The organism is Candidatus Competibacteraceae bacterium (genome assembly GCA_016713505.1).
GTDB lineage: Bacteria > Pseudomonadota > Gammaproteobacteria > Competibacterales > Competibacteraceae > Competibacter_A.
Window position 1 is genome coordinate 325,464 of the sequence record JADJPA010000002.1, and the last position, 26,994, is coordinate 352,457.

The 26,994-nt window shown below is 60.0% G+C and carries 26 protein-coding genes and 1 pseudogene; 5 read left to right on the forward strand and 22 right to left on the reverse strand.

Features of this window, described 5'->3' with window-relative positions; genetic code table 11:
- Positions 1–10: 10 nt before the first annotated feature.
- From IPK09_16445 to IPK09_16550, 22 genes are all read right to left on the reverse strand, one after another.
- Positions 11–754: a flagellar motor protein gene (locus IPK09_16445; protein ID MBK7985187.1), complete on the reverse strand. Its 744-nt coding sequence runs from the start codon at positions 752–754 to the stop codon at positions 11–13.
- Positions 755–789: 35 nt separating this feature from the next.
- Complete coding sequence (locus IPK09_16450) at positions 790–1,506, reverse strand: RNA polymerase sigma factor FliA (GenBank protein ID MBK7985188.1); 717 nt, start codon at positions 1,504–1,506, stop codon at positions 790–792.
- A complete protein-coding gene (locus IPK09_16455) occupies positions 1,503–2,354 on the reverse strand; it encodes a MinD/ParA family protein (protein ID MBK7985189.1) in 852 nt (283 codons plus the stop codon). The genes IPK09_16450 and IPK09_16455 overlap by 4 nt, the downstream gene beginning before the upstream one ends.
- Before the next feature lie 25 nt (positions 2,355–2,379).
- Entirely contained in the window at positions 2,380–3,687 is a 1,308-nt protein-coding gene (gene flhF / locus IPK09_16460) for a flagellar biosynthesis protein FlhF (protein MBK7985190.1), read from the reverse strand.
- Between the two features lie 60 nt (positions 3,688–3,747).
- Positions 3,748–5,835 carry a flagellar biosynthesis protein FlhA gene (gene flhA, locus IPK09_16465; GenBank protein ID MBK7985191.1) on the reverse strand — a complete coding sequence of 696 codons (2,088 nt, stop codon included), beginning with the start codon at positions 5,833–5,835 and terminating at the stop codon, positions 3,748–3,750.
- Positions 5,836–5,947: 112 nt separating this feature from the next.
- Positions 5,948–7,069: a flagellar biosynthesis protein FlhB gene (gene flhB, locus IPK09_16470; protein ID MBK7985192.1), complete on the reverse strand. Its 1,122-nt coding sequence runs from the start codon at positions 7,067–7,069 to the stop codon at positions 5,948–5,950.
- Complete coding sequence (gene fliR, locus IPK09_16475) at positions 7,069–7,848, reverse strand: flagellar biosynthetic protein FliR (GenBank protein ID MBK7985193.1); 780 nt, start codon at positions 7,846–7,848, stop codon at positions 7,069–7,071. Before fliR ends, flhB begins: the two co-directional genes overlap by 1 nt.
- A gap of 5 nt (positions 7,849–7,853) precedes the next feature.
- Positions 7,854–8,123 carry a flagellar biosynthesis protein FliQ gene (gene fliQ, locus IPK09_16480; GenBank protein MBK7985194.1) on the reverse strand — a complete coding sequence of 90 codons (270 nt, stop codon included), beginning with the start codon at positions 8,121–8,123 and terminating at the stop codon, positions 7,854–7,856.
- A gap of 14 nt (positions 8,124–8,137) precedes the next feature.
- A complete protein-coding gene (gene fliP / locus IPK09_16485; protein MBK7985195.1) occupies positions 8,138–8,917 on the reverse strand; it encodes a flagellar type III secretion system pore protein FliP in 780 nt (259 codons plus the stop codon).
- Positions 8,898–9,323, reverse strand: a complete 426-nt coding sequence (fliO, locus tag IPK09_16490) for a flagellar biosynthetic protein FliO (protein ID MBK7985196.1) — start codon at positions 9,321–9,323, stop codon at positions 8,898–8,900. The genes fliP and fliO overlap by 20 nt, the downstream gene beginning before the upstream one ends.
- Positions 9,320–9,658, reverse strand: coding sequence for a flagellar motor switch protein FliN (gene fliN, locus IPK09_16495; protein MBK7985197.1), 339 nt, complete (start codon positions 9,656–9,658; stop codon positions 9,320–9,322). Before fliN ends, fliO begins: the two co-directional genes overlap by 4 nt.
- A gap of 52 nt (positions 9,659–9,710) precedes the next feature.
- Positions 9,711–10,748 carry a flagellar motor switch protein FliM gene (gene fliM / locus IPK09_16500; GenBank protein MBK7985198.1) on the reverse strand — a complete coding sequence of 346 codons (1,038 nt, stop codon included), beginning with the start codon at positions 10,746–10,748 and terminating at the stop codon, positions 9,711–9,713.
- 4 nt (positions 10,749–10,752) lie between these two features.
- Positions 10,753–11,310: a flagellar basal body-associated FliL family protein gene (locus tag IPK09_16505; protein MBK7985199.1), complete on the reverse strand. Its 558-nt coding sequence runs from the start codon at positions 11,308–11,310 to the stop codon at positions 10,753–10,755.
- Positions 11,311–11,810: 500 nt separating this feature from the next.
- The gene (locus IPK09_16510) at positions 11,811–12,299 is read right to left on the reverse strand and encodes a hypothetical protein (GenBank protein ID MBK7985200.1); all 489 of its coding nucleotides are present in this window, start codon (positions 12,297–12,299) and stop codon (positions 11,811–11,813) included.
- 86 nt (positions 12,300–12,385) lie between these two features.
- Entirely contained in the window at positions 12,386–12,751 is a 366-nt protein-coding gene (locus IPK09_16515) for a response regulator (protein MBK7985201.1), read from the reverse strand.
- Positions 12,732–13,229 carry a chemotaxis protein CheX gene (locus tag IPK09_16520; protein MBK7985202.1) on the reverse strand — a complete coding sequence of 166 codons (498 nt, stop codon included), beginning with the start codon at positions 13,227–13,229 and terminating at the stop codon, positions 12,732–12,734. Before IPK09_16520 ends, IPK09_16515 begins: the two co-directional genes overlap by 20 nt.
- Positions 13,196–14,035: a protein-glutamate O-methyltransferase CheR gene (locus IPK09_16525; GenBank protein ID MBK7985203.1), complete on the reverse strand. Its 840-nt coding sequence runs from the start codon at positions 14,033–14,035 to the stop codon at positions 13,196–13,198. The genes IPK09_16520 and IPK09_16525 overlap by 34 nt, the downstream gene beginning before the upstream one ends.
- A gap of 33 nt (positions 14,036–14,068) precedes the next feature.
- Positions 14,069–15,256 (reverse strand): chemotaxis response regulator protein-glutamate methylesterase, encoded by a 1,188-nt coding sequence (locus IPK09_16530; GenBank protein ID MBK7985204.1) that lies wholly within the window; start codon positions 15,254–15,256, stop codon positions 14,069–14,071.
- Positions 15,257–15,258: 2 nt separating this feature from the next.
- Complete coding sequence (locus tag IPK09_16535; GenBank protein ID MBK7985205.1) at positions 15,259–15,630, reverse strand: response regulator; 372 nt, start codon at positions 15,628–15,630, stop codon at positions 15,259–15,261.
- Between the two features lie 29 nt (positions 15,631–15,659).
- Positions 15,660–17,894: a cache domain-containing protein gene (locus IPK09_16540; GenBank protein MBK7985206.1), complete on the reverse strand. Its 2,235-nt coding sequence runs from the start codon at positions 17,892–17,894 to the stop codon at positions 15,660–15,662.
- 67 nt (positions 17,895–17,961) lie between these two features.
- Positions 17,962–18,429 (reverse strand): chemotaxis protein CheW, encoded by a 468-nt coding sequence (locus IPK09_16545; GenBank protein ID MBK7985207.1) that lies wholly within the window; start codon positions 18,427–18,429, stop codon positions 17,962–17,964.
- Between the two features lie 4 nt (positions 18,430–18,433).
- The gene (locus tag IPK09_16550) at positions 18,434–20,962 is read right to left on the reverse strand and encodes a chemotaxis protein CheA (protein MBK7985208.1); all 2,529 of its coding nucleotides are present in this window, start codon (positions 20,960–20,962) and stop codon (positions 18,434–18,436) included.
- A 593-nt stretch (positions 20,963–21,555) separates the two neighbouring features.
- On the opposite strand from IPK09_16550, the gene IPK09_16555 reads away from it, so the two are divergent.
- The 5 genes and pseudogenes from IPK09_16555 (at position 21,556) to IPK09_16575 (ending at position 26,716) form a co-directional block, all read left to right on the forward strand.
- The gene (locus IPK09_16555; GenBank protein MBK7985209.1) at positions 21,556–22,182 is read left to right on the forward strand and encodes a hypothetical protein; all 627 of its coding nucleotides are present in this window, start codon (positions 21,556–21,558) and stop codon (positions 22,180–22,182) included.
- A gap of 559 nt (positions 22,183–22,741) precedes the next feature.
- Positions 22,742–24,817, forward strand: coding sequence for a methyl-accepting chemotaxis protein (locus IPK09_16560; GenBank protein MBK7985210.1), 2,076 nt, complete (start codon positions 22,742–22,744; stop codon positions 24,815–24,817).
- A gap of 170 nt (positions 24,818–24,987) precedes the next feature.
- A complete protein-coding gene (locus tag IPK09_16565) occupies positions 24,988–25,398 on the forward strand; it encodes a cache domain-containing protein (GenBank protein MBK7985211.1) in 411 nt (136 codons plus the stop codon).
- 86 nt (positions 25,399–25,484) lie between these two features.
- A complete protein-coding gene (locus tag IPK09_16570) occupies positions 25,485–26,555 on the forward strand; it encodes a hypothetical protein (GenBank protein ID MBK7985212.1) in 1,071 nt (356 codons plus the stop codon).
- Positions 26,534–26,716: pseudogene (locus IPK09_16575) on the forward strand (methyl-accepting chemotaxis protein). The gene IPK09_16570 and the pseudogene IPK09_16575 overlap by 22 nt, the downstream one beginning before the upstream one ends.
- Positions 26,717–26,994 lie beyond the last annotated feature (278 nt).

The following is a 26,994-nucleotide window of genomic DNA, read 5'->3' on the forward strand; positions in this document are numbered from 1 at the left end:
CGCGATGACCTCAGTTTTGAGTGAAGCCTTGCAGGCGCGATTCGATGTTGCGCGGGTTCTCACCGTGGGCGATGGCGATGATGCCCTCGATGATCAGCTCGCACAGACGGGTTTGCTTCTTGATGGAACTCTTGATCTTGTTGCCCATCGGCAAGGCGAACACGTTGGCCAATATCAGACCGTAAATGGTGGCGACGAACGCGGCGGCGATACCGCCGCCCAGCTTGCTGGGATCGGCGAGGTTGCCCATGACGTGGATCAGGCCCAGCACCGCGCCGATGATGCCGATGGTGGGCGCGTAGCCGCCGAGCGCCTCGAAAAAGCTCACCGCTTGCAAGTCATTTTCTTCCCGGATGGACATATCCATTTCCAGGATGTGGCGGATTTCCTCCGGCTCCTTGCCGTCCACCAGCAGTTGCAGCGCCTTGGAGGCGAAGGGGTCCGGCTCCTGCTGGATGTAATCCTCCAGCCGCAGCAAACCTTCCTTGCGGGCGATGTTGCTCCATTCGACGATTTTCTCGATGGCGGGCTGCATGGCGAACACCGGCGGCAGGAAGGCCCATTTGGCGCGGCCGAGCGCCCGCTTGAAGAGGTCCATCGGCACTTGCACCAGCACGGCGCCGACGGTGCCGCCGACCACGATCAGAAAGGCCGGGCCGTTGATCAGCGAGCCGATGTGGCCGCCTTCGATCAACATGCCGCCGACGATGCCCCCAAACGCGACGACCAGGCCGGCGAGGGTAAGGATATCCATGATTCCGCTCCGATGAGGTCAGGGCTTGGGACCGTTCAGCTCGCCACCCGCGCCCGCAGTCGGGCGAGCGCCTGACCGTGCAGTTGGCTGACCCGCGATTCACTGACGCCCAGCACGGCGCCGATTTCCTTGAGGTGCAGCTCTTCGTCGTAATACAGCGACAGCACCAGTTTTTCGCGTTCCGGCAACCCGTCGATGGCCGAGGCCAGCGCCTTGAGCATCGAATCCCGGTTGGCGCTTTCAGCGGGATCGCAGTTGGGGGCGGCGACGCGGTGGGCTTCGCTCTCATCATCCGGGCCGGCTTCATCGAGCGACAGCAGTTTCTGGCCGCGCACTTCGGCCAGGGTGTCGTGATAGTCGGCCAGCGATAAGCCCATCCGATCGGCGATATCGCGGTCCTGGGCCTCGCGGCCGGTCGCGGTCTCCACGGCGCGGATCGCCGCCGTCACTTCGCGGGCCTTGCGATGGATCGAACGGGGCGTCCAGTCGCCCTTGCGGATTTCATCGAGCATGGCGCCGCGGATGCGCGGTTCGGCGAAGGTGGCGAAATTGGCGCCCTGGGTCGGATCGTAGCGGCGCGCGGCTTCCAAAAGACCCAACATGCCGGCCTGAATCAGGTCATCCACCTGCACCGACGCCGGCAGTCGCGCCAGCAGATGGTAGGCGATGCGCTTGACCTGGGGAGCGTGCCGGGCGATCAGATCGTCCGGCGTATCACCGTTGAGGCTGGCGTACAGGGCCACGCCTCTCATGCGGTGCGTTCCTTGAACCGGTAACTGGGATCGATCATCCGCTCGACAAAAAACTGTAAATAACCGCTGGCGCTGCGCGGCATGGGCCAGCGTCCGAGAATCTGGGCGGCGAGCCGGTGGAACGCTTCGGTCGAGCGGCTGTTCGGAAAGGCTTCCACGACCGTACGCTGCGCTTGCACGGCCTTGCGCAACTGCGGGTCTTCGGGGATGAAGCCGCAAAAGTTCAGGGTGACGTCCAGGAACCGGTCGGTCACCCGGACCAGTTTGTTAAACAGCTCGTGGCCTTCCTGGGCGGCGGCCACCCGGTTGGCCAGAATCTGGAAATGATCGACGCCGTGCTCCTGGCTGAGCAGCTTGATCATGGCGTAGGCATCGGTGATCGAGGCCGGTTCGTTGCAGACCACCAGCAACACGTCGTTGGAGGCTTGGCTGAAGGTGATCACGCTGTCGGACAGGCCAGCGGCGGTGTCGATCAGCAGCACGTCCACCGAATCGTTCAACTCGCTGAACGCGCCGACCAGCCCGGCGTTTTCCTCCGGGGTCAGGTCCGCCATGCGCTTGATGCCGGAACTGGCCGGAATGATGCGGATGCCGTTGGGTCCGTTGATGATGATTTCTTCCAGCGTCCGCTCCTGGCTGATCACATGCGACAGGTTGTAATGCGGGTGCAAACCCAGGATCACGTCGATGTTGGCCAAGCCCAGGTCGGCGTCCAGCAGCAGGACGCTCTGGTGTTGCAGGCTCAGCGCCAGCGCCAGATTGACCGTGATGTTGGTTTTGCCCACGCCGCCCTTGCCGCTGGTGACGCAGATCACGCGCACGGGGCGGTGGGAGGGCCGGGGTTGCATTCGGGCGTTCCGCGGGTAGAGCGGCTCAACAGCGGACATCGGCGGTCAACCTCTTCCCGAAGGTCAACGCCAGCGCGTCGTTGACCGGGGCCGCGCCGTACAGTCCGGCGAATTCCTCGCCCATCCGAATCAGCGTGTCGACCTGCGCCGCTTGAAGATCTTCGGGCACCCGCTGGCCGTTGCAGATGTAGGCGAGCGGCAAGGCTTGTTCGTGAGCCGCCGAGAGCACCGCGCCCAGCCGGGTGGTTTCATCCATCTTGGTCAGGATGGCGCCGCTCAACGGCACGCGGGCGAAGGCCGCCATCGTTTCCTGCAACACCGCGTGCTGGGCGTTGGCCGCCAGCACCAGATAGCTGCGGATGCGGGCGGGATCGTCCAGCAGGGTAAACTGTTGCGACAGGCGCAGGTCGCGCTGGCTCATCCCGGCAGTGTCGATCAGGATCAAGGACTTATCGGAAAACACCTTGAGGGTTTCCTGTAATTCCTGGGCGGTGCGGACCAGGCGCACCGGCGCGTCCAGGATCATGCCGAAGGTGCAGAGCTGTTCGTAAGCCCCGATCCGGTAGCTGTCGGTGGTGATCAGCGCCACGCGGTTCGGACCGTGACGCAGGTTGTAGCGCGCCGCCAGCTTGGCGATGGTGGTGGTCTTGCCGACGCCGGTCGGGCCGATCAGCGCCGCGATGCCGCCTTTAGTGAGAATATCGTCCTGAGTGACCGACAAGCCGCGCCCGAGCGTTTCCAGCGCCAGCCGCCACGCCCGCGCGGGGTCGCGCTCGGCGGCGGCATCGGCCAGCCGCAGGCACAGGTTAGGATGGCAGCCGAAGTCCAGCAGTTGGCTCAGCAGGTCGGCGCGGTGGGGTTGTTGGCGGCCCAGCTCGCCCCAGGCCAGGCCCGAAAGCTGCTGTTCCAGCAGGGTGTGCATGATTTGGAGCTCGTGGCGCATCTCGACCAGCAGCGGGTCTTGCGACCACACTACCTTGGCCTTGTCGGGGCGCGGCGCGGCCGCGGGCTCGGCGGCCGGGGCCGGGGTGGCGCGCAACGTTGGAATCACCGACGGCGCGGGTTTGAGCTTCGCTTCGACTGGGGTCACCGCCTCGCCGTCTGCTTCGGCCTCGGCCGCCGCATCCGCCGCCCGCCGCCGGGGCCGGAGATCGAGCGCGGCCGGCGGTTGCATCCCTTCCAGCAGCTTTTCGTCGTAGTCGACCGCCGCGATGATTTCAAAGCCGTTTTCGGAGCGCTGGTTGGAGAGGATCACGGCATCCGGACCCAGTTCTTCCCTTATCTTGCGCATGGCCTCACGGATGTTGGCGGCGTTCAGTCGTTTGATCTTCATGGCACTCGTTCACGCTGTTATCGCGGCTTCGGGGTCCGAGGCAAGCAGCGTTGCGGTTGCCTACTTGCCCACTGTAGCGATGACCTTGAGTTTCTTGTCCTCGGGAATTTCGCTGAAAGCGAGGACGTGGAGATTGGGGATGCCGTGCCGCACGAAGCGCGCCAGCATGACGCGGATCGCGTCCGGAACCAGCAAAACCGCCGGTTGACCCACCAACTCCTGTTTCTGGGTAGTGTCCATCAAGGCCTTGTGCAAGCGTTCGGCCAGTCCCGGTTCCAGGGGAGCCTGCTCGTCCCTACCCATCTGCAAGGTACGGAGCAATATCTGTTCCAATTCGGCGGCGAGGGTGATGACGGCAAGTTCGTCTTCCAAGCTATTGATATTCTGAATAATCATCCGGCCGAGTGCGATGCGGACGGCAGCGGTCAGAACGTCGGGGTCCTGACTCCGGGAGCCGTGCTCCGCCAAAGTTTCGGCAATGGTGCGCATATCCCGGATCGGCACTTGCTCGACCAGCAGGTTTTGCAGCACCCGCACCACCACCCGCAGCACCAGGGTTTTCGGCACCAAATCCTGAACCAGGCGCGGCATGGCCTGAGCCAGCCGATCCAGCAGTTGCTGGGTTTCCTCGTGGCCCAGCAGTTCGTGGGCGTGGCCGAGCAGGATCTGGTTGAGATGGGTGGCGATGACCGTGCTGGCGTCCACCACGGTGTAACCGAGCGTCTGGGCCTGCTCGCGCAGGTTGGCTTCGATCCACACCGCCGGCAGTTTGAAGGCCGGATCTTGGGTGGCCAGGCCGGGCAGGGGCGTGTGGACTTGGCCGGGGTTGATGGCCAGTTGCCGGTCGGGAAAGGCTTCGGATTCGGCGGCGGTCACGCCCAGCAAGGTGATGCGGTAGGCGGTCGGGGCCAGATCGAGATTGTCGCGAATGTGGACCGGGGGAATCAGGAAACCCAGTTCCTGCGACAGCTTCTTGCGCACGCCCTTGATCCGGCCCAGCAACTGACCGCCCTGATTGCGGTCCACCAGGGCGATCAGCCGGTAGCCGACTTCCATGCCGATGGTATCGAGCGGCGGCACGTCGTCCCAGCCGACTTCGCGGTTGTCCGCGCTGTCGGCTTCGCCGGGTCCGCCGGATGCCCCAGCGCCGCCGTCGGTGGGCGAAGGCGCGGTCCGGCGCTTTTGGGACAGCCGCCAAGCCATGTAACCCGCACCGCCCGACAAGCCTAGAAACACCAGATTGGGCATCCCCGGAATCAGCCCCAACATTCCGATGATGCCGGCGGTGACCCCGAGCGTTTGCGGGCTGCCGAACAACTGTTGGGTCACTTGTTCGCCGATGTCCTGCGAGCCGGAGGCGCGGGTGACCATGATGGCGGCGGCGGTGGACAACAGCAGGCCAGGCAGTTGCGCCACCAGGCCATCGCCGATGGTCAGCAAGGTGTAGAACTGGGCGGCCTCGGCCAGCGGCAGGTTGTGTTGCAGGGTGCCGATGGCGATACCGCCCAGCATGTTGATGAACAGAATCAGGATGCCGGCGATGGCGTCGCCGCGCACGAATTTGCTGGCGCCGTCCATCGAACCGTAAAAATCGGCTTCCTGGACCACTTCGGAGCGGCGGCGTTTGGCTTCGGCCTGGTCGATGATGCCGGCGTTGAGGTCGGCGTCGATAGCCATTTGCTTGCCGGGCATGGCGTCCAGGGTGAAACGGGCGCTGACTTCGGAGACCCGGCCCGCGCCTTTGGTCACCACCACGAAATTGATGATGGTGAGGATGGCGAACACCACCAGACCGACCGCGAAGTTGCCGCCGACCACGAAATGACCGAAGGCTTCGATCACCTTGCCGGCGGCGTCGCCGCCGGCGTGGCCGTTGAGCAGCACCACCCGGGTCGAAGCCACGTTCAGCGCCAGCCGCAGCAGGGTGCTGACCAGCAGCACGGTCGGGAACACCGCGAAATCCAGCGGTCGCTCGCTGTAGACGGTGGCCAGCAAGATCACCAGCGACAGGGCGATGTTGAAGGTGAAAAACACATCCAGCACGAACGGCGGCAGCGGCACCACCACCATCATCAAAATGACGACCAGCAGGGCCGGCGCGCCCAAACCGGAGCGAGCCATGCCGGTGAGAGTCGCGGCCAGATTCATGGCAAGCAATCCTGCCCTGGATGGCGTCGCGTGCTGGCGAAAGCGGCGGGCGGATCGCGTTCGAGCGACCGGCAAGGGGATGTGGGTCGTGGCGGGGTCATGTCATCCATCGCTATTGGGTGCGCAGCTCGGCCGGCACCGGCACCTCGTTCATCACGATCGGGTCGCCGGTCAGTTCGCCGTCCCGGCGCAGCCGGAAAACGTAGGCGAGCACTTGGGCGACCGCTTGATACAGACCGACCGGAATCGGCTTGTCCAGCGCGCCGTTGTAATACAAGGCGCGGGCCAACAGCCGCGATTCGACCCTGGGGATTTTGTGCTGTCCGGCCAGTTCGCGGATGCGCAGCGCCATGTGGTCGGCGCCCGAGGCGATGATGACCGGCGCTTTCATGGTGTCCGGTTGGTACTGCAAGGCCACGGCGTAGTGCTCGGGATTGGTCACCAGCACATCGGCGGTCGGCACTTTTTCCATCATCCGGCGCTGGGCGAACTCCTGTTGCAAGCGGCGGATGCGGCCCTTGACCTCCGGCTTGCCCTCGCTGTCCTTCATTTCGTCGCGCACTTCCTGCTTGGTCATGCGCAGATTGCGGAAAAAAGTGAGCAACTGAAACGGCACGTCCACCCCGGCGATCAACAGCATCGGCAGGGTCAAAATCAAAAAAGTCCAACCCAGGGTGTCGGCGGTGTGGGCCAGCGCCGGTCCCAGCGGTTCCCGACCCAGGTGCAGCAGCTCCGCCTCGCCCCGCCACAGCAGGATGACCGCCGCGCCGCCGACCACCAGAAATTTGCCCAGGGCCTTGAGCAGTTCCATCAGCGACTGCCAGGAGAACAGCCGGGCGATGCCGGCCATGAGGTTCAGATGCTCCCATTTGAAGGCCAGGCTGAAAGTCCAGCCGCCGAGCGCCAGCGGAGCCGCCAGCGCGATGACCAGCATCAGCCCGAGGAAGGGTGCCAGCAGCAGCAACAGGTCGCTGAAGGCGTGGCCCAGCACGGCGGGAATCTGGCCGGTATCAGCGATTTTTTTCGGATCGAGCGCCAGACCGGCGCGCATTTGCGCGGCCAAGCCCGCCAGCAAGCCCGGCCCCAAGACCAGCAAGCCGGTGGCGGCCATCAGCAACATCGCCAAGCTGGTCAACTCGCGGGAGCGGACGACTTGGCCTTTCTCGGCGGCTTGCTGTTGCCGTCGTGGCGTCGCCTCCTCGGTGCGTTCCTGACCGTCTTCGTTCTCGGCCATCAGCCGGTCCCTCCGGTCAGTTGCCCGATGGTGCGAAAACCTTCATCGAACAGTCCGTTCAGTTGGTAGAGCAGGGTCGGCAGGTTGTAGAGCAGAATCAACAGACCGAGGATCAGGGTGATCGGAAAACCGACCGCGAAGATGTTGAGCTGCGGCGCGGCGCGGGTCATGACGCCGAAGGCGAGATTGACCACCAACAGCGAAGCGACCGCCGGCAGCGAGATCAACACCGCTCCGGCGAACAGGTGGCTGGCCCAGTTGGCCAGGACCCACAGCACATCACGGTCGACCCCGGCCGCCGCCACCGGCAGGGTTTTGAAGCTGTCCACCAGCAACTGCACCAGCAGCAGGTGGCCGTTCAGGCTCAAAAAAACCAAGGTGCCAAGCAGGGTATAGAACTGGCTCAGCAGCGGCGTTTGCCCGCCGTTTTGCGGGTCGACCAGACTGGCGAAACTCAAGCCCATCTGGGTGGCGATCATGTGGCCGCCGAGTTCCAGCGCGGCGAACACCAGCCGCAGCACGAAGCCCATGCTCAGGCCGATCACCACCTGCTGGGCCAGAATCAGCAAACCGGTCGGACTCAACGGTTCGACGGCCGGAACCGGGGGCGTAAGCGGGAGGATGGCCCAGGTCAGCGCCAGCGCCAGCATCAGCCGAATCCGGCGCGGCAGCGTCCGCGCGCCCAGCACCGGCGCGATGCTGATCAGGGCGGCGACTCGGGTCAGCGGCCAGAGAAAGGTTCCGACCCAGGCGGCGATTTCGGCGCTGCTCGGTGGCATGGCGATCAGCCGATCAAGTGCGGGATGTCCTTGAACAGAGTGCGGGTGAAATCGACCAGCAATTCCAGCATCCACGGTCCGGCCAGCAGCAGGACCACCACCAGCACCAGCAGCTTGGGGACGAAGCTCAAGGTCATTTCGTTGATCTGGGTCGCGGCCTGGAACAAGCTGATCAGCACGCCGATCACCAGGGCCGACAGCAGCAGCGGCGCCGACACCAGCACGGCCAGCTCCAAGGCCCGCTGGCCGAGCGTCATGATCGTTTCCGGGGTCACGGCGGTCTCCGGGTTCAGGGCAGATAGAAACTGGAGGCCAGCGTGCTCATCAGCAGGCTCCAGCCGTCCACCAGCACGAACAGCATCAGTTTGAGAGGAAAGGAAATCATCATCGGCGACAGCATCATCATGCCCATCGCCATCAGCACGCTGGCCACCACCAGATCGATGATCAGAAAAGGAATGAACAACATGAAACCGATCTGGAAGGCCGTCTTGAGCTCGCTGGTGAGGTAAGCCGGGACCAGCAAGGAGAACGGCACCTGATCGGTGGACTCCAGCGATTGCCGGCCGGAGAGCTGGGTGAACAGGGCCAGATCGCTCTCGCGGGTCTGGGCCAGCATGAACGCCTGCAACGGCTGCTGGCCTTCCTGAAGGGCCTGCTGGAAGCTGATCGTCTCGTTCAGGTAAGGCGCGAGCGCCCGTTCGTTGATGCGCTCGAACACCGGGGCCATGATGAAAAAGGTCAAAAACAGCGCCAGACCGATCAAGATTTGGTTGGACGGCGTTTGCATGGTGCCGAGCGCCTGGCGCAGGAAGGCCAGCACGATGATGACGCGGGTGAAGGCGGTCATCATCAGCAAGGCCGACGGCAACAAGGTCAGCGCCGTCATCACGGCGAGAATTTGCAGGCTGAGCGACCAGGTTTCGCCGCCGCCAGCCGCCGGCATCACGGTCACCGCCGGCAAGCCCGCCGGCGCGGCCAACGCCGCGGGACCGGCCAGCAGCGCCAGCAGCGCCAGCAGCCAGACGCGGGTCGTTAAGAGTGGGCGCTCAGGGTTTCGAGAGGTCATGAGGCGGTTCCGCAAGCGGTGACGGTTCGAGCCGGAAGGGCGGCGCGTGGGTCGGTCGAGCGTTGCCCGGCGCGAACACGTGCAAGGTCTGAATCTGGGTGGCGGTGACGCCGAGCAGCAGGCGGGTTTCGTCCACCTCGACCAACAACAGGCGCTCCCGGCTGCCCAGCGGCAAGCCGCCGACCAGCCGGATCAAGCCGTCGCGCGGCAGGGCGTAACGGCGCAGCAACCAGCTTAAGCCCACCGCCAGGGCGAGCACCACCACCAGCCCCAGCGTCAGCTGCACCAACAGGCCGCCGCCGGGCAGGGCCGACGCGGCCGGTTCGAGCCGGCCCGGTTCGCCCCCCGCCGCCGCCCGCGCCGCCAGGGCGAGCAGCAGCGCGCTCGTTGCTGGCCAGAGGTTCATCGCAGCCGCCGAATCCGTTCTTCCTGACTGACGATATCGGTGATCCGCACGCCGAAACGCTCGTTGATCACCACCACTTCGCCGCGCGCCACCAGACAACCGTTGACCAGAATGTCGAGCGGATCGCCGCCCGGCCGATCCAGTTTGACGACCGAGCCTTGGGTCAGCCGCAACAGTTCGCGGATGCTCATGCGGGTGTGGCCCAGCTCCAGCGACAGGGTGATGGGAATATCCATCACCAGATCGAGATTTTGCCCGGTCTTGCCGCCGGGCAACTCCGCGCTAGCGTCGAACGTGGTTTGCTCCGGTTCGATGGGGGTGGCTTGAGAGTTCATGGGAGGTCTCTAGGAAAGCGGTAGGGCGTTTCGGCGGGAGTGGGAAGGGCGCTCACGATTTGGCCGCGAACGGCGCGAAATCATGAATCGCCGCCGACTGTTCCAGCCAGTCGCTGGCCGAGCCGAGCGGCCGTTCGATCTTGAGCGCGCGCCAGCCTTGGGCGACGCCGTAGGAGCCGCTGTAGACCGGAACATCCTCGACCCGCAGCACGGCGGTGGAGGGAATGTTGACCGGAATCACGTCGCCGATTTGCAATCCCAGCAATTCGCGGAGGCTCAGCTCGAACCCGGCCAGCGCGCAGCGCACGTCGATCTGGCTTTCCTGAATGCCATCGCGCAGGCGGTCGGTGAGCTGCTGGTCGAACTTGGGGCGTTCCTTGCAAGTGCTGTTCAGCAAAATTTCCCGAATCGGCTCCAGGATCGAGTAAGGCAAGGCCAAGTGCAGGGCGCCGGAGATGGCGTCGCGGCCGACGGTCACGCTGCTCACCGCCAGCGGTTCGCCGGGATTGAGCGAGGTGACGAACTGCGGTTTGTTTTCGGAGCTGACGTGGCTGCATTTCAGCGCGGCGAAGGGCGACCAGGCTTCTTCCAGGCTGCTGAAGCACAGTTGCAGCAAGCGTTGGATAAAGCGGGTTTCGGTGGTGGTGAAACCCCGCGCGTTGGTCGATTGGTACAGCCGGCCAGACCCGCCGAAAAAGGTGTCCACGATCAGGAAGATCAGTTCCAGATCGAAGATCAGCAAGGCCGGGCCGCTCAGCGGGCTGATGCCGATGATATTGACGCTGCACGGCACGCTGAGCGAGGTGGTCAGATCGGTATAACTGCGTTTCTCGATGGTGCCGACGCTGACGGTCAGCTCCCGCCGCACCAGCTCGAACAGACCGATCCGCAGGCGGTGGGCGAAGCGTTCGTGAATGGTTTCCAGCACCGGCAGCAGGCTGTTGATGGCGTAGTCCTGACTCGCCAGATCGTAGAGCGTGGCCTCTTCCTTGGAAGCTCCGGCTTGCGCGCCGGATTCCCGGGCCTTTTTGGAAACGACTTCCATCAGCGCATCGCGTTCGTCCCGAGTCAGAAATTCGTCGGTGGACATGGCGTTACTGCATCACGAAGGCGGTGTAATAAATCGCTTCGATGCCGGGTTCGCCGATTTCCTGATTGAGGATGGTCTGAACCTGCTCCAGGGCTTGGGCGCGCAGTTTTTCCTTGCCCTCGTTGGAGTTGAGAAGTTCGATTTTTTGATTGCCGAACAGCAGGATCAGGTTGTTGCGAATCTGCGGCATGTTGTTGTTGACGGCGTCGATCACCACTTTATCCCTAGCCATCACCGACAGGCCGATTTGCAGGTAACGCATCATCCCCTGGTCGTCGAAGTTGATGATGAAGGGTGGATCGAGCGGCTGATAGATCGCCACGGTTCCACCGGCCGGCGCTTCGCCGCCGCCATGGCCGCCGCCGGCTTTAGCGGCTTTGGCGGGTTTCGCCGCCGGCTTGTGATCGCTGGGAGCTTCGGCGGTCTGGTGCAGCGCTCCGGTGAAAAACAGGGTCGCGCCGACCGCCCCGGCCACTAAAACGAGGGCGCCGACCACGATGAGCAGGATTTTCATGAGGCCGCCTTTTTTGGCGGGCGTCTTGGCTTCTTCTTTCTGAGCCATGCGGGTTCTCAAAGCTTGGAAAATCGATACAAACTTTTATTTAGCAAATAGCGCGCCATTGAGTTTCTGCGCTATTTTTAAATAAATTTCAAAGCTATAAGGATTGTTTGAGGGCGATGTCGGGAAACTGGCGGAAGCGAAATGGCTGGAACCGCCAAAATCCTGTCGTCAGTTGGAAGCTTTTCAGGCGCGGGGCAAAACGAAGGCGACGACCGTCACTGAATAAGGTCGGCCCGAGCGCGGATGCGTGGGTTCAACGTTGCTTGGAACGATGGGCGATCGGGCTTGGATTTCGCAATGGGGCGAGGGATGGCGGTATTGTCCGATCGACCAGCGAAACGCGGGAACCCGGTCATTTCCGGTTTTTTGCACGGTTGCCGCAGGAAAAAACCCAAAGCAATGACGGTCGCCTTCGGAGTCCTTGGCGCTCGCTTTTCGCCGGCGGGTGGGAAACGAGCGGAAACAAAAGGCGATCGGGCGGCAACGGAGCCGGTGGTTCCTCAAGTCGTCAACAACGCCAAACCACCGATGCCGTAGCGAGGGACGTTGACGCTGTAATCGACTCGCCCCTTCAGCGCGCCCAGCAGCGCCTTGGCGTCGGCCGGCAGTTTGCCGATGTCGGGATACAGGGTCGCCAGCTTGAGGTGCGGGGTCTGCTCGTTCATCAGCAGGGTCGAGAGAATGTTCATCACCTCGTAAAGGTTGTCGAGCATGGCCTGCTCCAGCTTCTTGGTCTTGAGCGTATCCTTGGCCGCCGCCGCCGGCAGCATCGACAGCGCGCAGCCGGCGTTGGCCGCGAACGGCAAATCGCAGACCGCGACGGCGACCGGCTTGTCGTCATCGGAAACGTAGGTCGCGATCAGATTGCCGCAACCGGGTTTGGTGTCCAACGGTTTGCCGGGCGTGACCGGCACGTTGCCGCCGAACAGCATTTCGAGCGTTTGCGCCATCGCCTTGACGTTGGGCAGGATGAAAGTAGTCGTTGCCATAAATAAATTCCCTGTTGTGTCATTGAATTAAAATGGATAAGGCCCGTTGGAAGCGGGTTTTGGAACGGTTGGCGCTCGGAAGGCGCTTATTTTTTGAGAAACGCATCCAAGACCTTGGCGAAGATTTCGGCGGTGAACGGTTTGGTGATCAGAAACTTGGCGCCCGCCTGCGAAGCTTTGGCGCGCATTTCGGCCGAGGACTCGGTGGTGACGAAACCGAAGGGGATTTTGTAGCCTTCCTCGTTGAGGGCTTCCAACAGTTGCAGGCCCGTTTTGTTGGGCATGTTCCAATCCGAAAAAATCAAATCGGGCGCGTCCTTGCGCACCGCGTCCAGCGCTTGGTTGCCGTCGCCGGCTTGCAAGACCTCCAGATTGCCGTAACCCGCCTCCCGCAACGTTCGCCGGACGATCATGCGCATGGCGCTGCTGTCGTCAACGATCAAAATTTTCATACTGCATACACTCCTGTTCGAACAAGCTGATTTGTAAGGGCTGGCCTTCGCAGCGCAGGGTGATGCGCCCGGCCGGCCGGCCCGCTGTGGTTGTATTGTAATGCTCGGTGACGACCGGCAGGGACAGGCGGGACGGCGCGGGCAGCAAGCTTTTCAAATTGCCGCCCAGCATGTGGGCCAGTTCGCCGACGGTATCGCGCAGTTCGGTTTCAGTCACGGCCGGCGGCGGGATTTTGAACAGGGCCGCCGCCGCCTTGCGGGCGATGGTCTTCGGGCAAACCAGCAACATGCGACCGCGCCAGCCGCCCTGGATATCGACTTGACCGGCCAGCAGCCCGTCGGTCGCTGAGCCGGTCGAGCCGCTGTCATCCCGTTGGATATCCAGTTCCAGCATGGCGCTCCAGATGTTTTCCGCCGCTTCCTGGAGCGCGTCCGCGGGCAGCTCTACGAAAAGTTGGTTTGGCGCAGCTGGTAGCATACGGTTTTCCCCAGAGTGATCGGCTCGAAAGCGGGGTCCAGATTGAGGGTGGTTTCCGAAGACCCCAGGAACAGATAACCATCCGGTTTGAGAATGCCGCGCACTCGGGCCAAGATCGCCCGCTTGGTTTCCACGCCGAAATAAATCAAGACGTTGCGCAGGAAGATGACATCCAGGGACGGAAAGCTGGGCCACGCCTGGACCAGATTGCTCTGCTGGAAATCCACCATGCGGCGGATTTCGGATTTCAACCGCCAGTGCAGGCCCTGCTTGTCGAAGTAGCGGGTCAGCAGCGCCGCCGGCAGGCCCCGATTGATCTCAATTTGGGTGTACAGGCCGGCGCGGGCCCGTTCGAGAACGGTTGCGGACAAGTCGGTGGCGAAAAGCCGCAACCGCCCCTTGACCGCGTCGGGAAAATGCTCGCGCGCCAGCAGCGCCACGCTGAACGGCTCCTGTCCGCTGGAGCAGGCCGCGCACCAGATCGTCAGCGGTTGGCCGGGCGGTCGCTTGGCGAGCAACTCGGGCAGGATGGTGGTCTTGAGCGTTTCGAACGGATGGCCGTCGCGGAAGAACGAGGTTTCATGGGTGGTGATGGCCTCGATCACTTTATGATGCAGGCTTTCGCCCGCATCGATTCGCAAGGAAGCGATCAATTCTTGCAGCGAAGCGAATCCGGTCTGCCGGACCAGCGGAGCGAGCCGCGTCTCGATCAGGTAGGCTTTGTCCGCCTCCAGCACGATGGCGGAACGGCGCTGGACCAGATCGCGGATGTAATTGAAATCGTTCCTGCTGATCGTATTATTCATCGGGATAAGGGCGAGCAGAGGTTCGAGTGTCGGTTAACGGCCAGTCCGAATGCGGCGGATGATTTCCACGGCCAGTTGCGAGAGCGGGATTTGACTTTCCGCCAGCCCCGCTTTCGCCACGAAGCCCGGCATGCTCCAAACCACCGAGCTGGCTTCGTCCTGCACCAGGATCTGCCCGCCAGCCTTGTGAATCGCCTCGCAACCTTTCAAGCCATCGTTACCCATGCCGGTGAGCACGACCGCGAGGGTGTTCCCGCGATAAACCTCGGCCACCGACCGAAACAGCACATCGACCGCCGGCCGACAGGAGTTTTCGGGTTCGTTCTGGTTCAGTTGCAGGCGGATTTGTCCGCCTTGGCGCTCCAGCAGCATATGCGAGCCGCCGGGCGCCACCCGGACCTGACCGGGCAGCAGCAACTCGCCCGCCGCGCCTTCGGCGATGTTGAGCGCCGATTGATTGGCCAACCGTTCGGCCAGCAAGCGGGTAAAGATCGGCGGCATGTGCTGGACGATGACGATCGGCACCGGAAAGGTAGCCGGAAAATGCGGTAGCAGCGCGGCCAAGGCGGGTGGGCCGCCGGTGGAAACGCCGATCGCCACCACATCCACCCGCTGGCGCGGGCGCGGCGGGGCCGGCAGCGAACTGGCTCTGCTGTCCGGTTTGAAAGGGGGCGACTGTCCGAAAGGCGACTGTCCGAAGAGCGACTGTCCGAAGAGCGACTGTCCGGGTGATGGCTGTCCGAACGGCGGCCGTTCCGCTGGCGCCCGCGTGACGGGGGTCGGCTGAGCCGCCGGCGCCGGGGCGGCTAAATGGCGGCAAAAGGTCTTGATGCGCGGAATCAACTCGTCGCGCACCCGCTGCAACGCCGTGGCCATGTTGCCGGTGTTGGACGGTTTGGTGACGTAATCGTTCGCGCCCAGCGCCAGCGCTTCGAGCGTCACGATCGCCCCTCGCTCGGTGATCGAACTGAACATGATGACCGGCAGGCGGGGTTGGCGCTTGCGGATTTCCGCCAAGGTTTGCAGGCCGTCCATCTCCGGCATTTCCACGTCCAGAATCACCAAATCCGGGTTGATGGCGGCTAGTTTTTCCAGTGCTACCCGGCCGTTTTGAGCGTGGCCGGCCACTTCCAGCATCGGGTCGCCGGATAAGACATCGGCCAGCAAGCGGCGGATCAGCGCCGAATCGTCGACAAGCATCAAGCGAATTTTATTGAACATGGCTAATGACTTGAAAGTCCTAATAAGTTGAGCTTCCCTAGCAACGCGTCGCGGGTGAACGGCTTCATCACGTATTCATCGGCGCCGGCGGCCAGCGCTTCGGCGACGCGTTCGAGCTCGGACTCGGCGCTGACCATCAGCATCGGCAAGTCGCGGTAGGCTTCGAAGCGGCGCACGGCGCGCAGGAAATCGCAACCGTCCATGTGCGGCATCTGCCAGTCCACCAGCACCGCTTCGATGTCGTCCCCGCGTTTCAAACATTCCAGCGCTTCGCGGCCGTCGCCGGCCTCGACCACCTTGAAACCGGAACCGCTCAGGATGTCCCTGAGCAGCGACCGCATCGCCAGGGAGTCATCGATGACCAATACCGCCATGTCTTTGCCCTCTCCGTTGCGCCGCTGGTTCAGGTCACCGCGCGGATGACGCCGCGCCCCGGTCGATGGCCGCTGTGAAAGGCGCCGGGTTCGTAGCGGAAGCGGTCGACCAACTGTTGCAGTTCGGCCGCCATGCGCGCCATTTCGCTGGAAGCCATGTGCACATCGTTGGCGCTGCCGAGCGTGCTTTGGGTCGCTTGGGCCACGTTGGTGATGTTCTGGGCGATTTCGGCGCTGCCTCGGGCGGCCTCTGATACGCTGCGGCCGATCTCGTTGGTGGTGGCGGTCTGCTGTTCGACCGCGCTGGCGATGGTGATTTGAATGTCGTTGATCTGGTTGATGATGGTGCTGATGCCGCCGATGGCGTCCACGGCGCTGCCGGTGTCCATCTGAATGGCTTCGATCTTGCGGCCGATTTCCTCGGTGGCCTTGGCGGTTTCCTTGGCCAGCTCCTTGACCTCGTTGGCCACCACGGCAAAACCCTTGCCGGCCTCGCCGGCGCGGGCGGCTTCGATGGTGGCGTTCAGCGCCAGCAAATGCGTCTGCTCGGCGATGGAGGTGATGACCTTGATGATGTTGCCGATGCCGGCGCTGCTTTCACCCAGCTTGCGGACGGTGGTGTTGGCGCTTTGCGCCATGGTCACCGCCGAGGCGACGACCTTGGCCCCTTCGGCGGCGTTCAGGGCGATTTCGCGGATGCTGGCGCCCATTTCCTCGGTGGCGGTCGCCACCGCCTCGACGTTGGCGCTGACCTGATCGGCCGTCGAGGCGGCCATGGTCGCTTTATGAGAGGCCGCCTCGGCGTTGCCGCCCATCTGCTGGCTGACCATGGTCAGTTCCTCGGCGGCGCCGGCCAGCGTCTGCGCGGTCTGGCCGATGCGCGCCATGCTGTCGCGCAAGGTGGCCAACAGTTGGTCCAACCCCTGCGCCATGCGATCGATGGTGTCGTTGCCGGCGACCGCCAGTTCCTGGGTCAAATCGCCTCCGGCGGCGGCGCTGACCACCTTGAGCATCCGGTCGACCTTGGTTTGCAGCAGGTGGTTCTGCTCTTTTTCACGGTCGTCCACTTCCTTGACGCTGCGCTCGTTCTTGACCTTGTCGGTGACCCGCTCCCAGGTGATCATCGGCCCTTGATAGCTGCCGTCGCGGTCGTGAACGGCACTGAAATACAGTTCGCAGGTTTCGCCGCCCAGGGTGACGGCCGCCTTGTGTGGCAGTCGCGCCGGATCGGCGATGATGCGGCGCAAATCGTGCTGTTGCGGGAAAAACAACTCGACCGGCTGGCCGATCCACCCGGCAGCGGGGACCGTCAAAGACCCTTCCATCCGGCCCAGCAGCCGTTCCATGGCGGGGTTCAAATAGCGCAGCCGCAGCTCGCGATCCGCAAACATCAGTTGGGAGGGGGTGCTCCGCACCATCGACAGCACCCGGCCGACTTGCTTGCGCTCTTCGGCGACCTCGGCCCAATTCACTTTATCGGCCTGCAACACGGCGTGAATGTTTTGTACGGCTTGGTTGAGCGCGCCGGTCATTTGGCCCAGTTCGTCGTTAGAGGCGACGGGCGCTTGATGGGAAAGATCGCCGCCGGCAAGATTATTGGCCAGTTCCAGCACGCCGTTGATGCTGGTCCGCACGCTCCGGCGCAGTCGGAAGAACACGATGAACAGCGGCAGCGCGAGCGCGGTGATCAGCAGGATTTCTCGCAAGGCCGTCGCGAAGAAATCGCTGCGGATCTCATCGACATAAACGCCGGCGCTCAGCACCCAATCCCACGGTGTGAAATGCCGGGCGTAGGCCGTTTTTAAGACGGGTTTGCCGGAGCCGGGCCGCGGTGTCTCGTAGTCGGCGAAACCGCTGCCGTCTCGCAAGGCGGTTTGCAGCAATTCCGCCGGGAGACCGGCGTCGCGACCGCCGCGAGCGGGCTGGTTTTCCAGCTCCGGGCGGGCGGCGTGCAGCAGCAGCCGTTGCTCCTTGTCGAGCACCACGAAATAAAGTTCCTGCTGGCGCATGCTGCGCAGCGTTTCGATGGCCAGTTTTTGGGCCTGTTCGCGAGTGAGCGCGCCGGCTTGTTCCTGCTTCTGATAGCGGTCGAGGATGCCGCTGGCCATTTCGACCAGATTGGACGCCAGAGTCCGGGGTTCTTGGTGCAAGTCCTGCCAGCGCATCCCGAGCGACAGGACCACCAAGAAGATCATATTGGCGACCGCCCAGCCCACGATCAGGGCCAGCTTGCCGCGCAAGTTCAAGTGTTTCAGCACATTCATCAGCCTCATGCTCCTCGTACCATCTTGTTCGGTGCGGTTTCGCACCGGTAAAATCCTTCGCCTTGCGCTACGATCGGGCGCTCGCCCGCTTGGGGGCGCGATTCAGAATGTCCCGGCTGAACAGTTTGTCGACGCTCAGCACCAGCAGCAGGCGGCCCTGCAATTTGTAAGCGCCCCTGATCAGTTCGCGGGCGATGCCGTCGAGCGTGTCGGGCGGATGTTCGAAACAGTCGTCGTCCACTTCCAGCACATCGCCGATACGATCCACCAACAGGCTGAAAATCCCTTGTCGGGTCTGGATGACGATGTTGATGGGCAGGCGTTCGTCGGAGCGTTCGCCGACTTGCAGCAAGCGCCGCAGGTCGACGGCGGTCACGATCTGACCGCGCAGGTTGATCAGGCCGCACACCACGTTCGGGGCCAGCGGAACCGGGGTGATCGTCTGATAGCGGATGACTTCTTGAACTTTCTCGACTTCGATGCCGAAGAAACGCTCGTCCAGGAAAAAGGTGCAAAGCTGGCGCTGGTCGGCCATCGCGTCACGCCTCCTCGACCAGCGCCAGCAGCGGCGCCGCGTGTTGCAAGAAACCTTGCACGTCGAACAGTTCGGTCACCCGGCCCTGGATGACCAGCGTGCTGGCCACGCCGCTGCGGGTCGAGCGGCCCTTGATTTCGAAAACGCCTTGAATGATGTCGAGAATTTCATCCACGACCAGACCGATGCGGCGAGCGCCATCGCCGAACACGATGACTTGCAACAGCTTGGTATTGGCGCCGCCGTCTTCGGCTCCGAACGAACGATCGAAGGAACGGCGCTCGCTGAGGATGTCCCGCAGCCGGATCAGCGGCAAGATTTGCCCGCGATACTGCACCACGTCGACATCGCCGGCCCCCTCGACCTGATCGAGTTCGATTTCTTCCAGCCGGGAGACCGGGGCGAGCGGGATGGCCAGCCGGCCGTTGCCGGGCGAGCGGACCACCAGCAGCGTCTGCCGTTCGGCTTCGTGCTCCTTGGCTTCTCGCGCGTGCGCCGACAGGTGCTGGTCGTGGCTGTCGCTCAACACCCGCGCCTGTTGGGCGATGCCCAACACGTCCAGGATCAGCGCCACTCGCCCGTCGCCCATGATGGTGGCGCCGGCGAACACCGGGATGTCCTGTAATACCTTGTCGAGCGGTTTGACCACGATTTCCTGGGTGTCGTTGATCTGATCCACCACCAGTCCGAACTGGTGTTGGCCGGCTTGCAGCACCACGATGTTGATGACGCCAGAGGTGGAGCCGCTGTTCAGGGCCAGCTCCCGGTTGAGATGCACGATGGGCAACAGCTTGCCGCGCAACCGATAAACCGGATTGCTGTGGACGTATTCGATGGCGGTGGCGCGCTGCTCCTCGTTGACCCGGATCAGTTCCAGCAGGTTGACCTGGGGGATGGCGAAGCGCTGTTTGCCGCTGGTGACGATCAGCGCCGGCACGATGGCGAGCGTCAGGGGGATGCGGATCTTGAAGGTGGTGCCACGGCCGAGTTCGCTTTCCAGATCGATGACGCCGCCGATTTTTTCAATGTTGGTCTTGACCACATCCATGCCGACGCCGCGCCCGGAGATGTTGGTGATCTTCTCGGCGGTGGAAAAACCCGGCAAAAAGATCAGGCGGCGGATGTCCTGATCGCTCATGACGGCGGCGCGCTCCTGAGTGATCAGCCCTTTTTCGAGCGCTTTGTCGCGCAGCTTGATCGGGTTGATGCCGGCCCCGTCGTCACCGATTTCGATGTGGACCTGGCCGCCTTCATGGTAGGCGCGCATCGCCAGACAACCTTCCGCCGGTTTGCCGTTGGCCTGGCGGATCGCCGGCAACTCGACGCCGTGGTCGATGGCGTTGCGGATCAAATGGGTCAGCGGGTCCTTCATCGCCTCGATCAGGCTTTTGTCGAGTTCGGTTTCCTTACCTTCCATGTCGACCCGCACCTGCTTGCCGCAGCTGACCGACAGGTCGCGCACCACGCGGGGGAACTTGGCCCAGATGTTGTTGATAGGCTGCATCCGGGTGCGCATGATGCCTTCCTGCAACTCGCTGGTGATCAGGTTCAAACGCTGCGACGCGGCCAGCAAGGGCGGATTTTCCTGCAACACGCTGTATTCGAGGATCTGGTTGCGGGCCAGCACTAGTTCTCCCACCAGATTCATCAATTTATCCAGCAGCGGTACATCTACCCGGATCGAACTGTCAGCGATGGTCGGCGGTGCGCCGGCGGGTGCGGCGGGTGCGGCGGACACGGCGCTGGAGCGCTCCGGCGCTGCCGGGGCAGGCTCGGCTTTGGGCGCGGGCGTGGCCGGCGCGGGACGAATGGCTGCGGCGGGAGCGGGCGTCGGCGCGGGAGCGGGCGGTTTGGCGGGCGGCTCTCCGAAAAAAATCAGATTATCGGGCAGGGCGCTGGACGCCGAGCTTGCTTTGGCCGCCGCTTTTGCTTTTGGCGCGGACGAGATGGGGGGCAGAGCCGGCAACAGGCTCGCGGCGGGTGGAGCCTCCAAAAAGATATCGTCGGGTGCGGGACTTGTCGTGTCCGCTGCCGAGTGCGGCGCGGCCTCCAGGAAAAAATCAGCCGTCGCGGGTTCTGGCGGGTTATCTGCTGTCGGCGGCGGCTCATCCGGCGGTACGGATTCCAATACCGGCGATTCGGAAACCGAGGTTGCACCGCCTTCTTTAAGGCGATGCAGGGTGTCAATCAGATGCTCATAGCCTTCTTCACCGTCGCCTCCGGTGCGTTCGACTTCCCCTAGCATGGTCCGCACCGCGTCCAGCATGTTCAGCAGCGCGCTGGCGATTTCACGGGTGAATTGCAGTTTGCCATCCCGCAGCAGCGATAACAGGTTTTCACCGGCGTGAGTCAGTTTTTCGAGGTGGCCAAAACCGAGAAAGCCGCAGGTTCCTTTAATCGTGTGAATGGTGCGAAAGATACTGGCGAGTGTGTCCCGATCATCGGGATTTTGTTCGAGCATGACGAACTTGGTGTCGAGTAAATCCAGACCTTCCATGCTTTCGGTCAGGAATTCTTTAAGGATGTCATCCATAGCCGATAGCGTCGCTCAGAAATTAGGCATTGGCCTTTGCCGTCAGTGATAAATCGGTGGTGAATCTATTAATGGGGGTAAGCGATACCGCCTAAAGCAATAACCGAACCAACCTGCTGAATGAGCCTCCGCAAGGGCTTGACGCGCCTTGGCGGATTGATCGCGCTTCTTGCAAAGCGCAATGCCGCGCGGCGCTGCTGAAGCGGCGACAAAGGATTGACTCAGCGAAAGATGGGTGTCGCCAAAATATTGGCATTGCCATTTGGGAGGCACAGGGTGATGCGAGATGGCGATTGCGGCGCGACATCGTGTGAGTACCTGCTGATATTTGCAGGCAAGATCCGACTTTATCGAGCTTGCAAACACACAGCGCCACTCGGCGGTAGGTTCTTAAAAATAGTTAATAATTTTAGTTAGATATATTTGGTCGGCTTCCAGCGAGGCCCGGTTTTTCCAGGGCGTAATGCAGAGAAAAAGTGACAGTACCGCAGAAAGTATTTGGTAGGTTGGTATTGATATTGCTTGCTCGCCGCTATGGCCGGTCATACTCGACTGGCATGAAGACTCCTTTATTCAGAGTGAGCTAATATTTTATGAAAATTAGTAACTACATGAATTTACTCAATGAAAAAGCCAGTGATAGCGGTAGCCGTCGTCTGGATCGCCTGGAAAAGCGGCGGGATCGCTGGGATCAGGCATTTGACAAATTACAGCAGGAAGCGATCGATGCGGGGGATTCTGAGAAAGCTCAAAAAATCTTTGAAATGTCCGAAACGATGGAAGAAAAGCTAGATGCGAGATTGGATCGGTTGGAAAAGAAAACCGGTGAGTTTAACTGGAATCGTCATTTAGATAATGCTTTCGATAAGCTACAGGCCAAGGCTTATGAAAGTAAAGACACTGAATTGGCTGAAAGCACCTTTAGCTTGGCTCAGATCATAAAAGGTGGTGAATTCGATTCCACCAAACAAGCGCTATTAGAAAAATTTTTATCGGATTCAGCAACAACGACCGCCAGTAAATTGGGCCTAAGCAATATTCCTTCCAGCGAACCTGGTTGGAATGATCTCATGCAGGCCACAACTCAAAAAAGCGCTCACACTACGACAGATTCTAGTAGCGCCACTACTACGGGAACCTCCACTAGTACGGAATCTGGTAATAAAGTAGTTAGTAATACCGGGACTAATAGCTCCGATTCTGTTTCAAAAAGCAGTTAAAAGGACTTGAATAATCTAGATGGTTAATGAATAGATTCTATTCATGGCCTTGCTCTAGAGCGTTCAAGATTATCAGAGGGATGCTATCTCAATAGTAGATTGATGGGTGGTTAGTATTCAGCGATAGGTATGCAGTTGCTTATAAATTCATAGAATAGCTTTGATAACAATCGCTTGTTGGTAGCTTTTACTATATTTGTTATCAGCAAGCGAATTTATAAAGAGACGAATTTTGAGTTTTACAGTGCTTCGACGGTCCCTCAGAGCTTTTTGCAACCAAGCACAAGGTTTCATCATGCTGTAGCCTTCAGAAGGCTGACCAGCACGCCTCAGTCACTCCTTCCAATAAGTCGGCGGCAAGCCATCACTAATTGGTCAGTTTGATAACAAAGCTGCTGAGGCCACTAGCATGGGAAGTGACAAGAGTTTTAAGAAACGCACAATCTTGATAAAGCGGATTTAACTATAGAGGTTGCTATTTTGGGTTAATAAGGGTTTTTTGAATGATGGCGCTGATAACACTTACGAAAGCACAGCTCATAACAGATCGGGGCATATAATGTTTAAAAAACTTAGACTGCGTACTCAGCTTAATATAGGCTTTGCTCTGGTTATTACGCTGCTCGTCATTGTCTCGGGAACAGCCTATTGGGGCTTGCAGGCCTCCTTCAAGGGTTTTGGCGAATATCGCGCCATCGGTCGAAATAGCTTGCAAGTTGCTGAGTTTGAAGAGCGCTTACTAAATGCTCGTCTGGCGATTCAAAAGTACATCAATCAAGAAAACAGCGATTATGCAAAGCAATATCAAGATTTTTCCACAGAGATGCACGAGCAGGCCAAACGTCTGAAGAACACAGTTGATTCAGAACATGTCAAAATGGCTGAGTCAATAGATCAGCTAATCAATAAATATGATAGTAGTTTTACTCAAGCAGTGACATTAACTCAACAAAAGAATGAAATAATTAGAGATATGGCCGAACTAGGCCTCGACATGCGGCGGATTGTCGAAAGCGTTATCGAAAATGCGGCCAAAGAAAATAATGCTGAGCTGCTGATGTCGGCTGGAAAAGTAGAAAACCAATTACTTATTGCACATTATGCACTCCTTAAATATGTTCAATCTCGCCTCCGCGCTGACTTTGACCAAGCAAAAGAAGAAATTGCTTCCAAGCTGGAAGCTGTTAAAGATGAAATGGATGTAAGGGCTGAAAAGGCTGGCGATTCTTATCGAGAACTGCTTGAGGATTTTGAAAAGATTCATAAATCTTATTTAGGGATGCTGCCCAAATTGCTGGACTCAATCGAGCAAGCCGACGACATTACTAAAAATACCCTCGCTCAGCTCGGCGGTGCGATCAGTAAGACGACGCAGGAACTCAGAACGCAATATCGTACCGCTCAGGATCATCTCGGCCCGCAAGTTCAACAGTCCAACGAAGTGGCGGTTGCGGTGGTGACTTGGCTATCGATCGGTGCGGTACTGCTAGGGATCGCCTTGGCTTGGCTATTAGTTCGAGCCATCCGCCGACCGATTGGAGGTGAGCCAATGGATTTGGCGGCGTTGACTGAACGGATCGCTCAAGGTGACCTCACCGTACACTTTGAGAGCACCGGCAAGGAGACTGGGATTTACGCCGCCATGCGGGACATGGTTGCTCAGCTCAAAAATATGGTCGGCCAAGTGAGCCGAACCACGAGCCAAGTCAGCGCCGCATCCGCTGAAATCGCCCGAGGCAGTTCGGACCTGTCGCAGCGGACGGAAGAGCAGGCCAGTGCGTTGGAAGAGACGGCCTCCTCGATGGAAGAGCTGACCGGGACGGTCAAGCAAAGCGCGGAGAACGCCGGACAAGCCAATCAGCTAGCGAGCGCGGCGCGCGCGCAAGCCGAGCAAGGCGGCCAGGTGGTGGAGCAAGCGGTGGCGGCGATGGGGGCGATCCACCAGAGCAGCAAAAAGATCGCCGACATCATCGGGGTGATCGACGAGATCGCCTTCCAGACCAACCTGCTGGCCTTGAACGCCGCGGTGGAAGCGGCCCGAGCCGGCGAGCAGGGTCGGGGCTTCGCGGTGGTGGCCGGCGAGGTCCGCAAGCTCGCCCAGCGCAGTGCCGACGCCGCCAAGGAGATCAAGGCCCTGATCACCGACAGCGTGACCAAGGTCGAGGACGGCGGGGCGCTGGTCGAGCGCTCCGGGAAGACCCTCCAAGAGATCGTCACCGCCATCAAGAAAGTCAGCGACATCGTGGCGGAAATGGCCGCCGCCAGCCGGGAACAAGCCTCCGGCATCGAACAGGTCAACAAAGCCATCCTCCAGATGGACCAGACCACCCAGCAAAACGCCGCCCTGGTCGAACAGACCGCCGCCGCCAGCCACGCCATGGGCGAGCAGGCCCAGCAGCTCCAACAGCTCATGGCCTTCTTCAAGCTCGACGGGCAGGCCGCCCTTGCCTCCCAGGCCACGAGCGCTCCAACGGCGAACGTCGCCAAGACGCGCCCGGAGCTACGGGCGATTGTTGGCGCTAGTTCGCGCGTCAGCAAACCGATTCCGGCCAAACCGAAGGCTGCTATTCGTCCCGCGCCGGTCGAGAAAAAGATTGTCGCTGCCCAAGGTTCGGAGGAATGGGAAGAGTTTTGAGAGTCTGACAAGCCGTATCACCACGCTGGGTTCAGTGTTTTAACTGAGCAATTGAAGCATTAAAATCAGTTGTTTTTGAAAAGAAAAACTGGATTAACTGCGATTCAACACGATTAAGGAGTAGTGAAATGAGAACTGTATTGCTAGGTATTAGTTTAACTTTTGGATTAATGGTTAACGCCTTTGCAGCTGAATTTGGAACCGCTGAAGAAGCCCAAGCACTTGTTAAAAAAGCCATCGCTCATATTCAGAGTGCCGGGCCAGAAAAGGCTTATGCCGATTTTACCGCCAAGAATCCAGAATTTGTAAACAAAGATTTATATGTCTTTGTCAATGATGTTAAAGGTAATACTTTAGCGCATGGCACCAACGAAAAGCTGGTTGGAAGAAACATGATTGACTTGAAAGATGTTGATGGAAAAGCGTTCCTAAATGAAATAAGCGAAAAGGCTAAAACTCAAGACAGCTTCTCGGTGGATTATAAATTTACCGACCCAGTGACCAAAAAAATATTACCTAAAACAATATTTTGCGAAAGATTAAAAGATACGGCCGTATGTTCTGGAATTTATAAGCGTTAAGGTCAAGGTGCCGCATGGTCATAATTGCTTATGGCCATGCGGATTAAAATAGGCCTATTTACGTGTGTTGCTTCAGGGAGAATCAAATGAAGCTTTTTTACAAAATTCTTTTTGCGCCAAGTTTGATCATAGTTTTTTTAAGCGCTCTTGTAGCTACAGCGTATTGGGGTCTATATTCCGAAAAAAAGGCTTCTGATACAATTTATTCAAGGCAGAATTCTATTGGAAATCTACAAGAAGGTTATCAAAAAATGACAGATGCCCAAGCTAAAATTTATCGGTTATTAGCTTGGTCTTCCACTCTTGCTCAAGATAAAGTTCAAGAAAAAACTCAGCAAATTTCTAAAATCATCGAGACAGCTAAAGAAGATTTTAAGAAAGCAGAATCTTATTTAATGACAAAAGAACTTGATGATATCCAATCAATGGTAGGAAGTTACCATGAAACCGTGCTCAAAGGCATAGAATTAAGCGCGGTTGATATGAATATGGGCACCATGGTAATGCAGTCCGCTGATGAGTCGTTTAGTAAATTAGATAATCAACTACGCGAAATCATCAAGAAATATGACCTGGATAATAAAAAAATAAAAGATGATAGTGTGCAGGCTTTTAATAAGTCGCTTGTGTTATTTGCCGTTCTATCTTTAATGGCGATTATAGTATCTTTTGTTGTAACCGTAATTATTGCTCGAAGCGTCGCACGGCAATTAGGCGGTGAGCCTACTTATGCAGCTAACATCACAAGAAACTTAGCCTCTGGAAACTTGAAGGAAACCATATCTATTAAAGCAAATGATAACAGTAGCTTGCTGTTTGATATTAAATCCATGGTCCAGCATGTAAGCGGCGTGTTAACTCAGGTGCAAAAAGTGGCTACCAACGTGCGTAACGGCACAGCCGAGATCGCCCGAGGCAGTTCGGATTTAGCGCAGCGGACGGAAGAGCAGGCCAGTGCGTTGGAAGAGACGGCCTCCTCGATGGAAGAGCTGACCGGGACGGTCAAGCAAAGCGCGGAGAACGCCGGACAAGCCAATCAGCTAGCGAGCGCGGCGCGCGCGCAAGCCGAGCAAGGCGGCCAGGTGGTGGAGCAAGCGGTGGCGGCGATGGGGGCGATCCACCACAGCAGCAAAAGATCGCCGACATCATCGGGGTGATCGACGAGATCGCCTTCCAGACCAACCTGCTGGCCTTGAACGCCGCAGTGGAAGCGGCCCGAGCCGGCGAGCAGGGCCGGGGCTTCGCGGTGGTGGCCGGCGAGGTCCGCAAGCTCGCCCAGCGCAGCGCCGACGCCGCCAAGGAGATCAAGGCCCTGATCACCGACAGCGTCGCCAAGGTCGAGGACGGCGGACAGTTGGTCGAGCGCTCCGGGAAGACCCTCCAAGAGATCGTCACCGCCATCAAGAAAGTCAGCGACATCGTGGCGGAAATGGCCGCCGCCAGCCGGGAACAAGCCTCCGGCATCGAACAGGTCAACAAAGCCATCCTCCAGATGGACCAGACCACCCAGCAAAACGCCGCCCTGGTCGAACAGACCGCCGCCGCCAGCCACGCCATGGGCGAGCAGGCCCAGCAGCTCCAACAGCTCATGGCCTT

Excerpts from the sequence above, each read along its gene's own strand:
- IPK09_16525 (MBK7985203.1), bottom strand. The coding sequence starts at position 14,035 with ATGAATAATACGATCAGCAGGAACGATTTCAATTACATCCGCGATCTG.
- fliN (MBK7985197.1), bottom strand. The coding sequence starts at position 9,658 with ATGAACTCTCAAGCCACCCCCATCGAACCGGAGCAAACCACGTTCGAC.
- IPK09_16560 (MBK7985210.1), top strand. The coding sequence starts at position 22,742 with ATGTTTAAAAAACTTAGACTGCGTACTCAGCTTAATATAGGCTTTGCT.
- flhA (MBK7985191.1), bottom strand. The coding sequence starts at position 5,835 with ATGAATCTGGCCGCGACTCTCACCGGCATGGCTCGCTCCGGTTTGGGC.
- flhB (MBK7985192.1), bottom strand. The coding sequence starts at position 7,069 with ATGGCCGAGAACGAAGACGGTCAGGAACGCACCGAGGAGGCGACGCCA.
- IPK09_16530 (MBK7985204.1), bottom strand. The coding sequence starts at position 15,256 with ATGTTCAATAAAATTCGCTTGATGCTTGTCGACGATTCGGCGCTGATC.
- IPK09_16565 (MBK7985211.1), top strand. The coding sequence starts at position 24,988 with ATGGTTAACGCCTTTGCAGCTGAATTTGGAACCGCTGAAGAAGCCCAA.
- IPK09_16555 (MBK7985209.1), top strand. The coding sequence starts at position 21,556 with ATGAAAATTAGTAACTACATGAATTTACTCAATGAAAAAGCCAGTGAT.
- IPK09_16520 (MBK7985202.1), bottom strand. The coding sequence starts at position 13,229 with ATGCTACCAGCTGCGCCAAACCAACTTTTCGTAGAGCTGCCCGCGGAC.
- IPK09_16450 (MBK7985188.1), bottom strand. The coding sequence starts at position 1,506 with ATGAGAGGCGTGGCCCTGTACGCCAGCCTCAACGGTGATACGCCGGAC.
- IPK09_16570 (MBK7985212.1), top strand. The coding sequence starts at position 25,485 with ATGAAGCTTTTTTACAAAATTCTTTTTGCGCCAAGTTTGATCATAGTT.
- IPK09_16545 (MBK7985207.1), bottom strand. The coding sequence starts at position 18,429 with ATGGCCGACCAGCGCCAGCTTTGCACCTTTTTCCTGGACGAGCGTTTC.
- IPK09_16540 (MBK7985206.1), bottom strand. The coding sequence starts at position 17,894 with ATGAATGTGCTGAAACACTTGAACTTGCGCGGCAAGCTGGCCCTGATC.
- fliP (MBK7985195.1), bottom strand. The coding sequence starts at position 8,917 with ATGACCTCTCGAAACCCTGAGCGCCCACTCTTAACGACCCGCGTCTGG.
- IPK09_16505 (MBK7985199.1), bottom strand. The coding sequence starts at position 11,310 with ATGGCTCAGAAAGAAGAAGCCAAGACGCCCGCCAAAAAAGGCGGCCTC.
- IPK09_16515 (MBK7985201.1), bottom strand. The coding sequence starts at position 12,751 with ATGAAAATTTTGATCGTTGACGACAGCAGCGCCATGCGCATGATCGTC.
- IPK09_16510 (MBK7985200.1), bottom strand. The coding sequence starts at position 12,299 with ATGGCAACGACTACTTTCATCCTGCCCAACGTCAAGGCGATGGCGCAA.
- fliR (MBK7985193.1), bottom strand. The coding sequence starts at position 7,848 with ATGCCACCGAGCAGCGCCGAAATCGCCGCCTGGGTCGGAACCTTTCTC.
- fliM (MBK7985198.1), bottom strand. The coding sequence starts at position 10,748 with ATGTCCACCGACGAATTTCTGACTCGGGACGAACGCGATGCGCTGATG.
- flhF (MBK7985190.1), bottom strand. The coding sequence starts at position 3,687 with ATGAAGATCAAACGACTGAACGCCGCCAACATCCGTGAGGCCATGCGC.
- fliO (MBK7985196.1), bottom strand. The coding sequence starts at position 9,323 with ATGAACCTCTGGCCAGCAACGAGCGCGCTGCTGCTCGCCCTGGCGGCG.
- IPK09_16550 (MBK7985208.1), bottom strand. The coding sequence starts at position 20,962 with ATGGATGACATCCTTAAAGAATTCCTGACCGAAAGCATGGAAGGTCTG.
- IPK09_16535 (MBK7985205.1), bottom strand. The coding sequence starts at position 15,630 with ATGGCGGTATTGGTCATCGATGACTCCCTGGCGATGCGGTCGCTGCTC.
- IPK09_16455 (MBK7985189.1), bottom strand. The coding sequence starts at position 2,354 with ATGCAACCCCGGCCCTCCCACCGCCCCGTGCGCGTGATCTGCGTCACC.
- IPK09_16445 (MBK7985187.1), bottom strand. The coding sequence starts at position 754 with ATGGATATCCTTACCCTCGCCGGCCTGGTCGTCGCGTTTGGGGGCATC.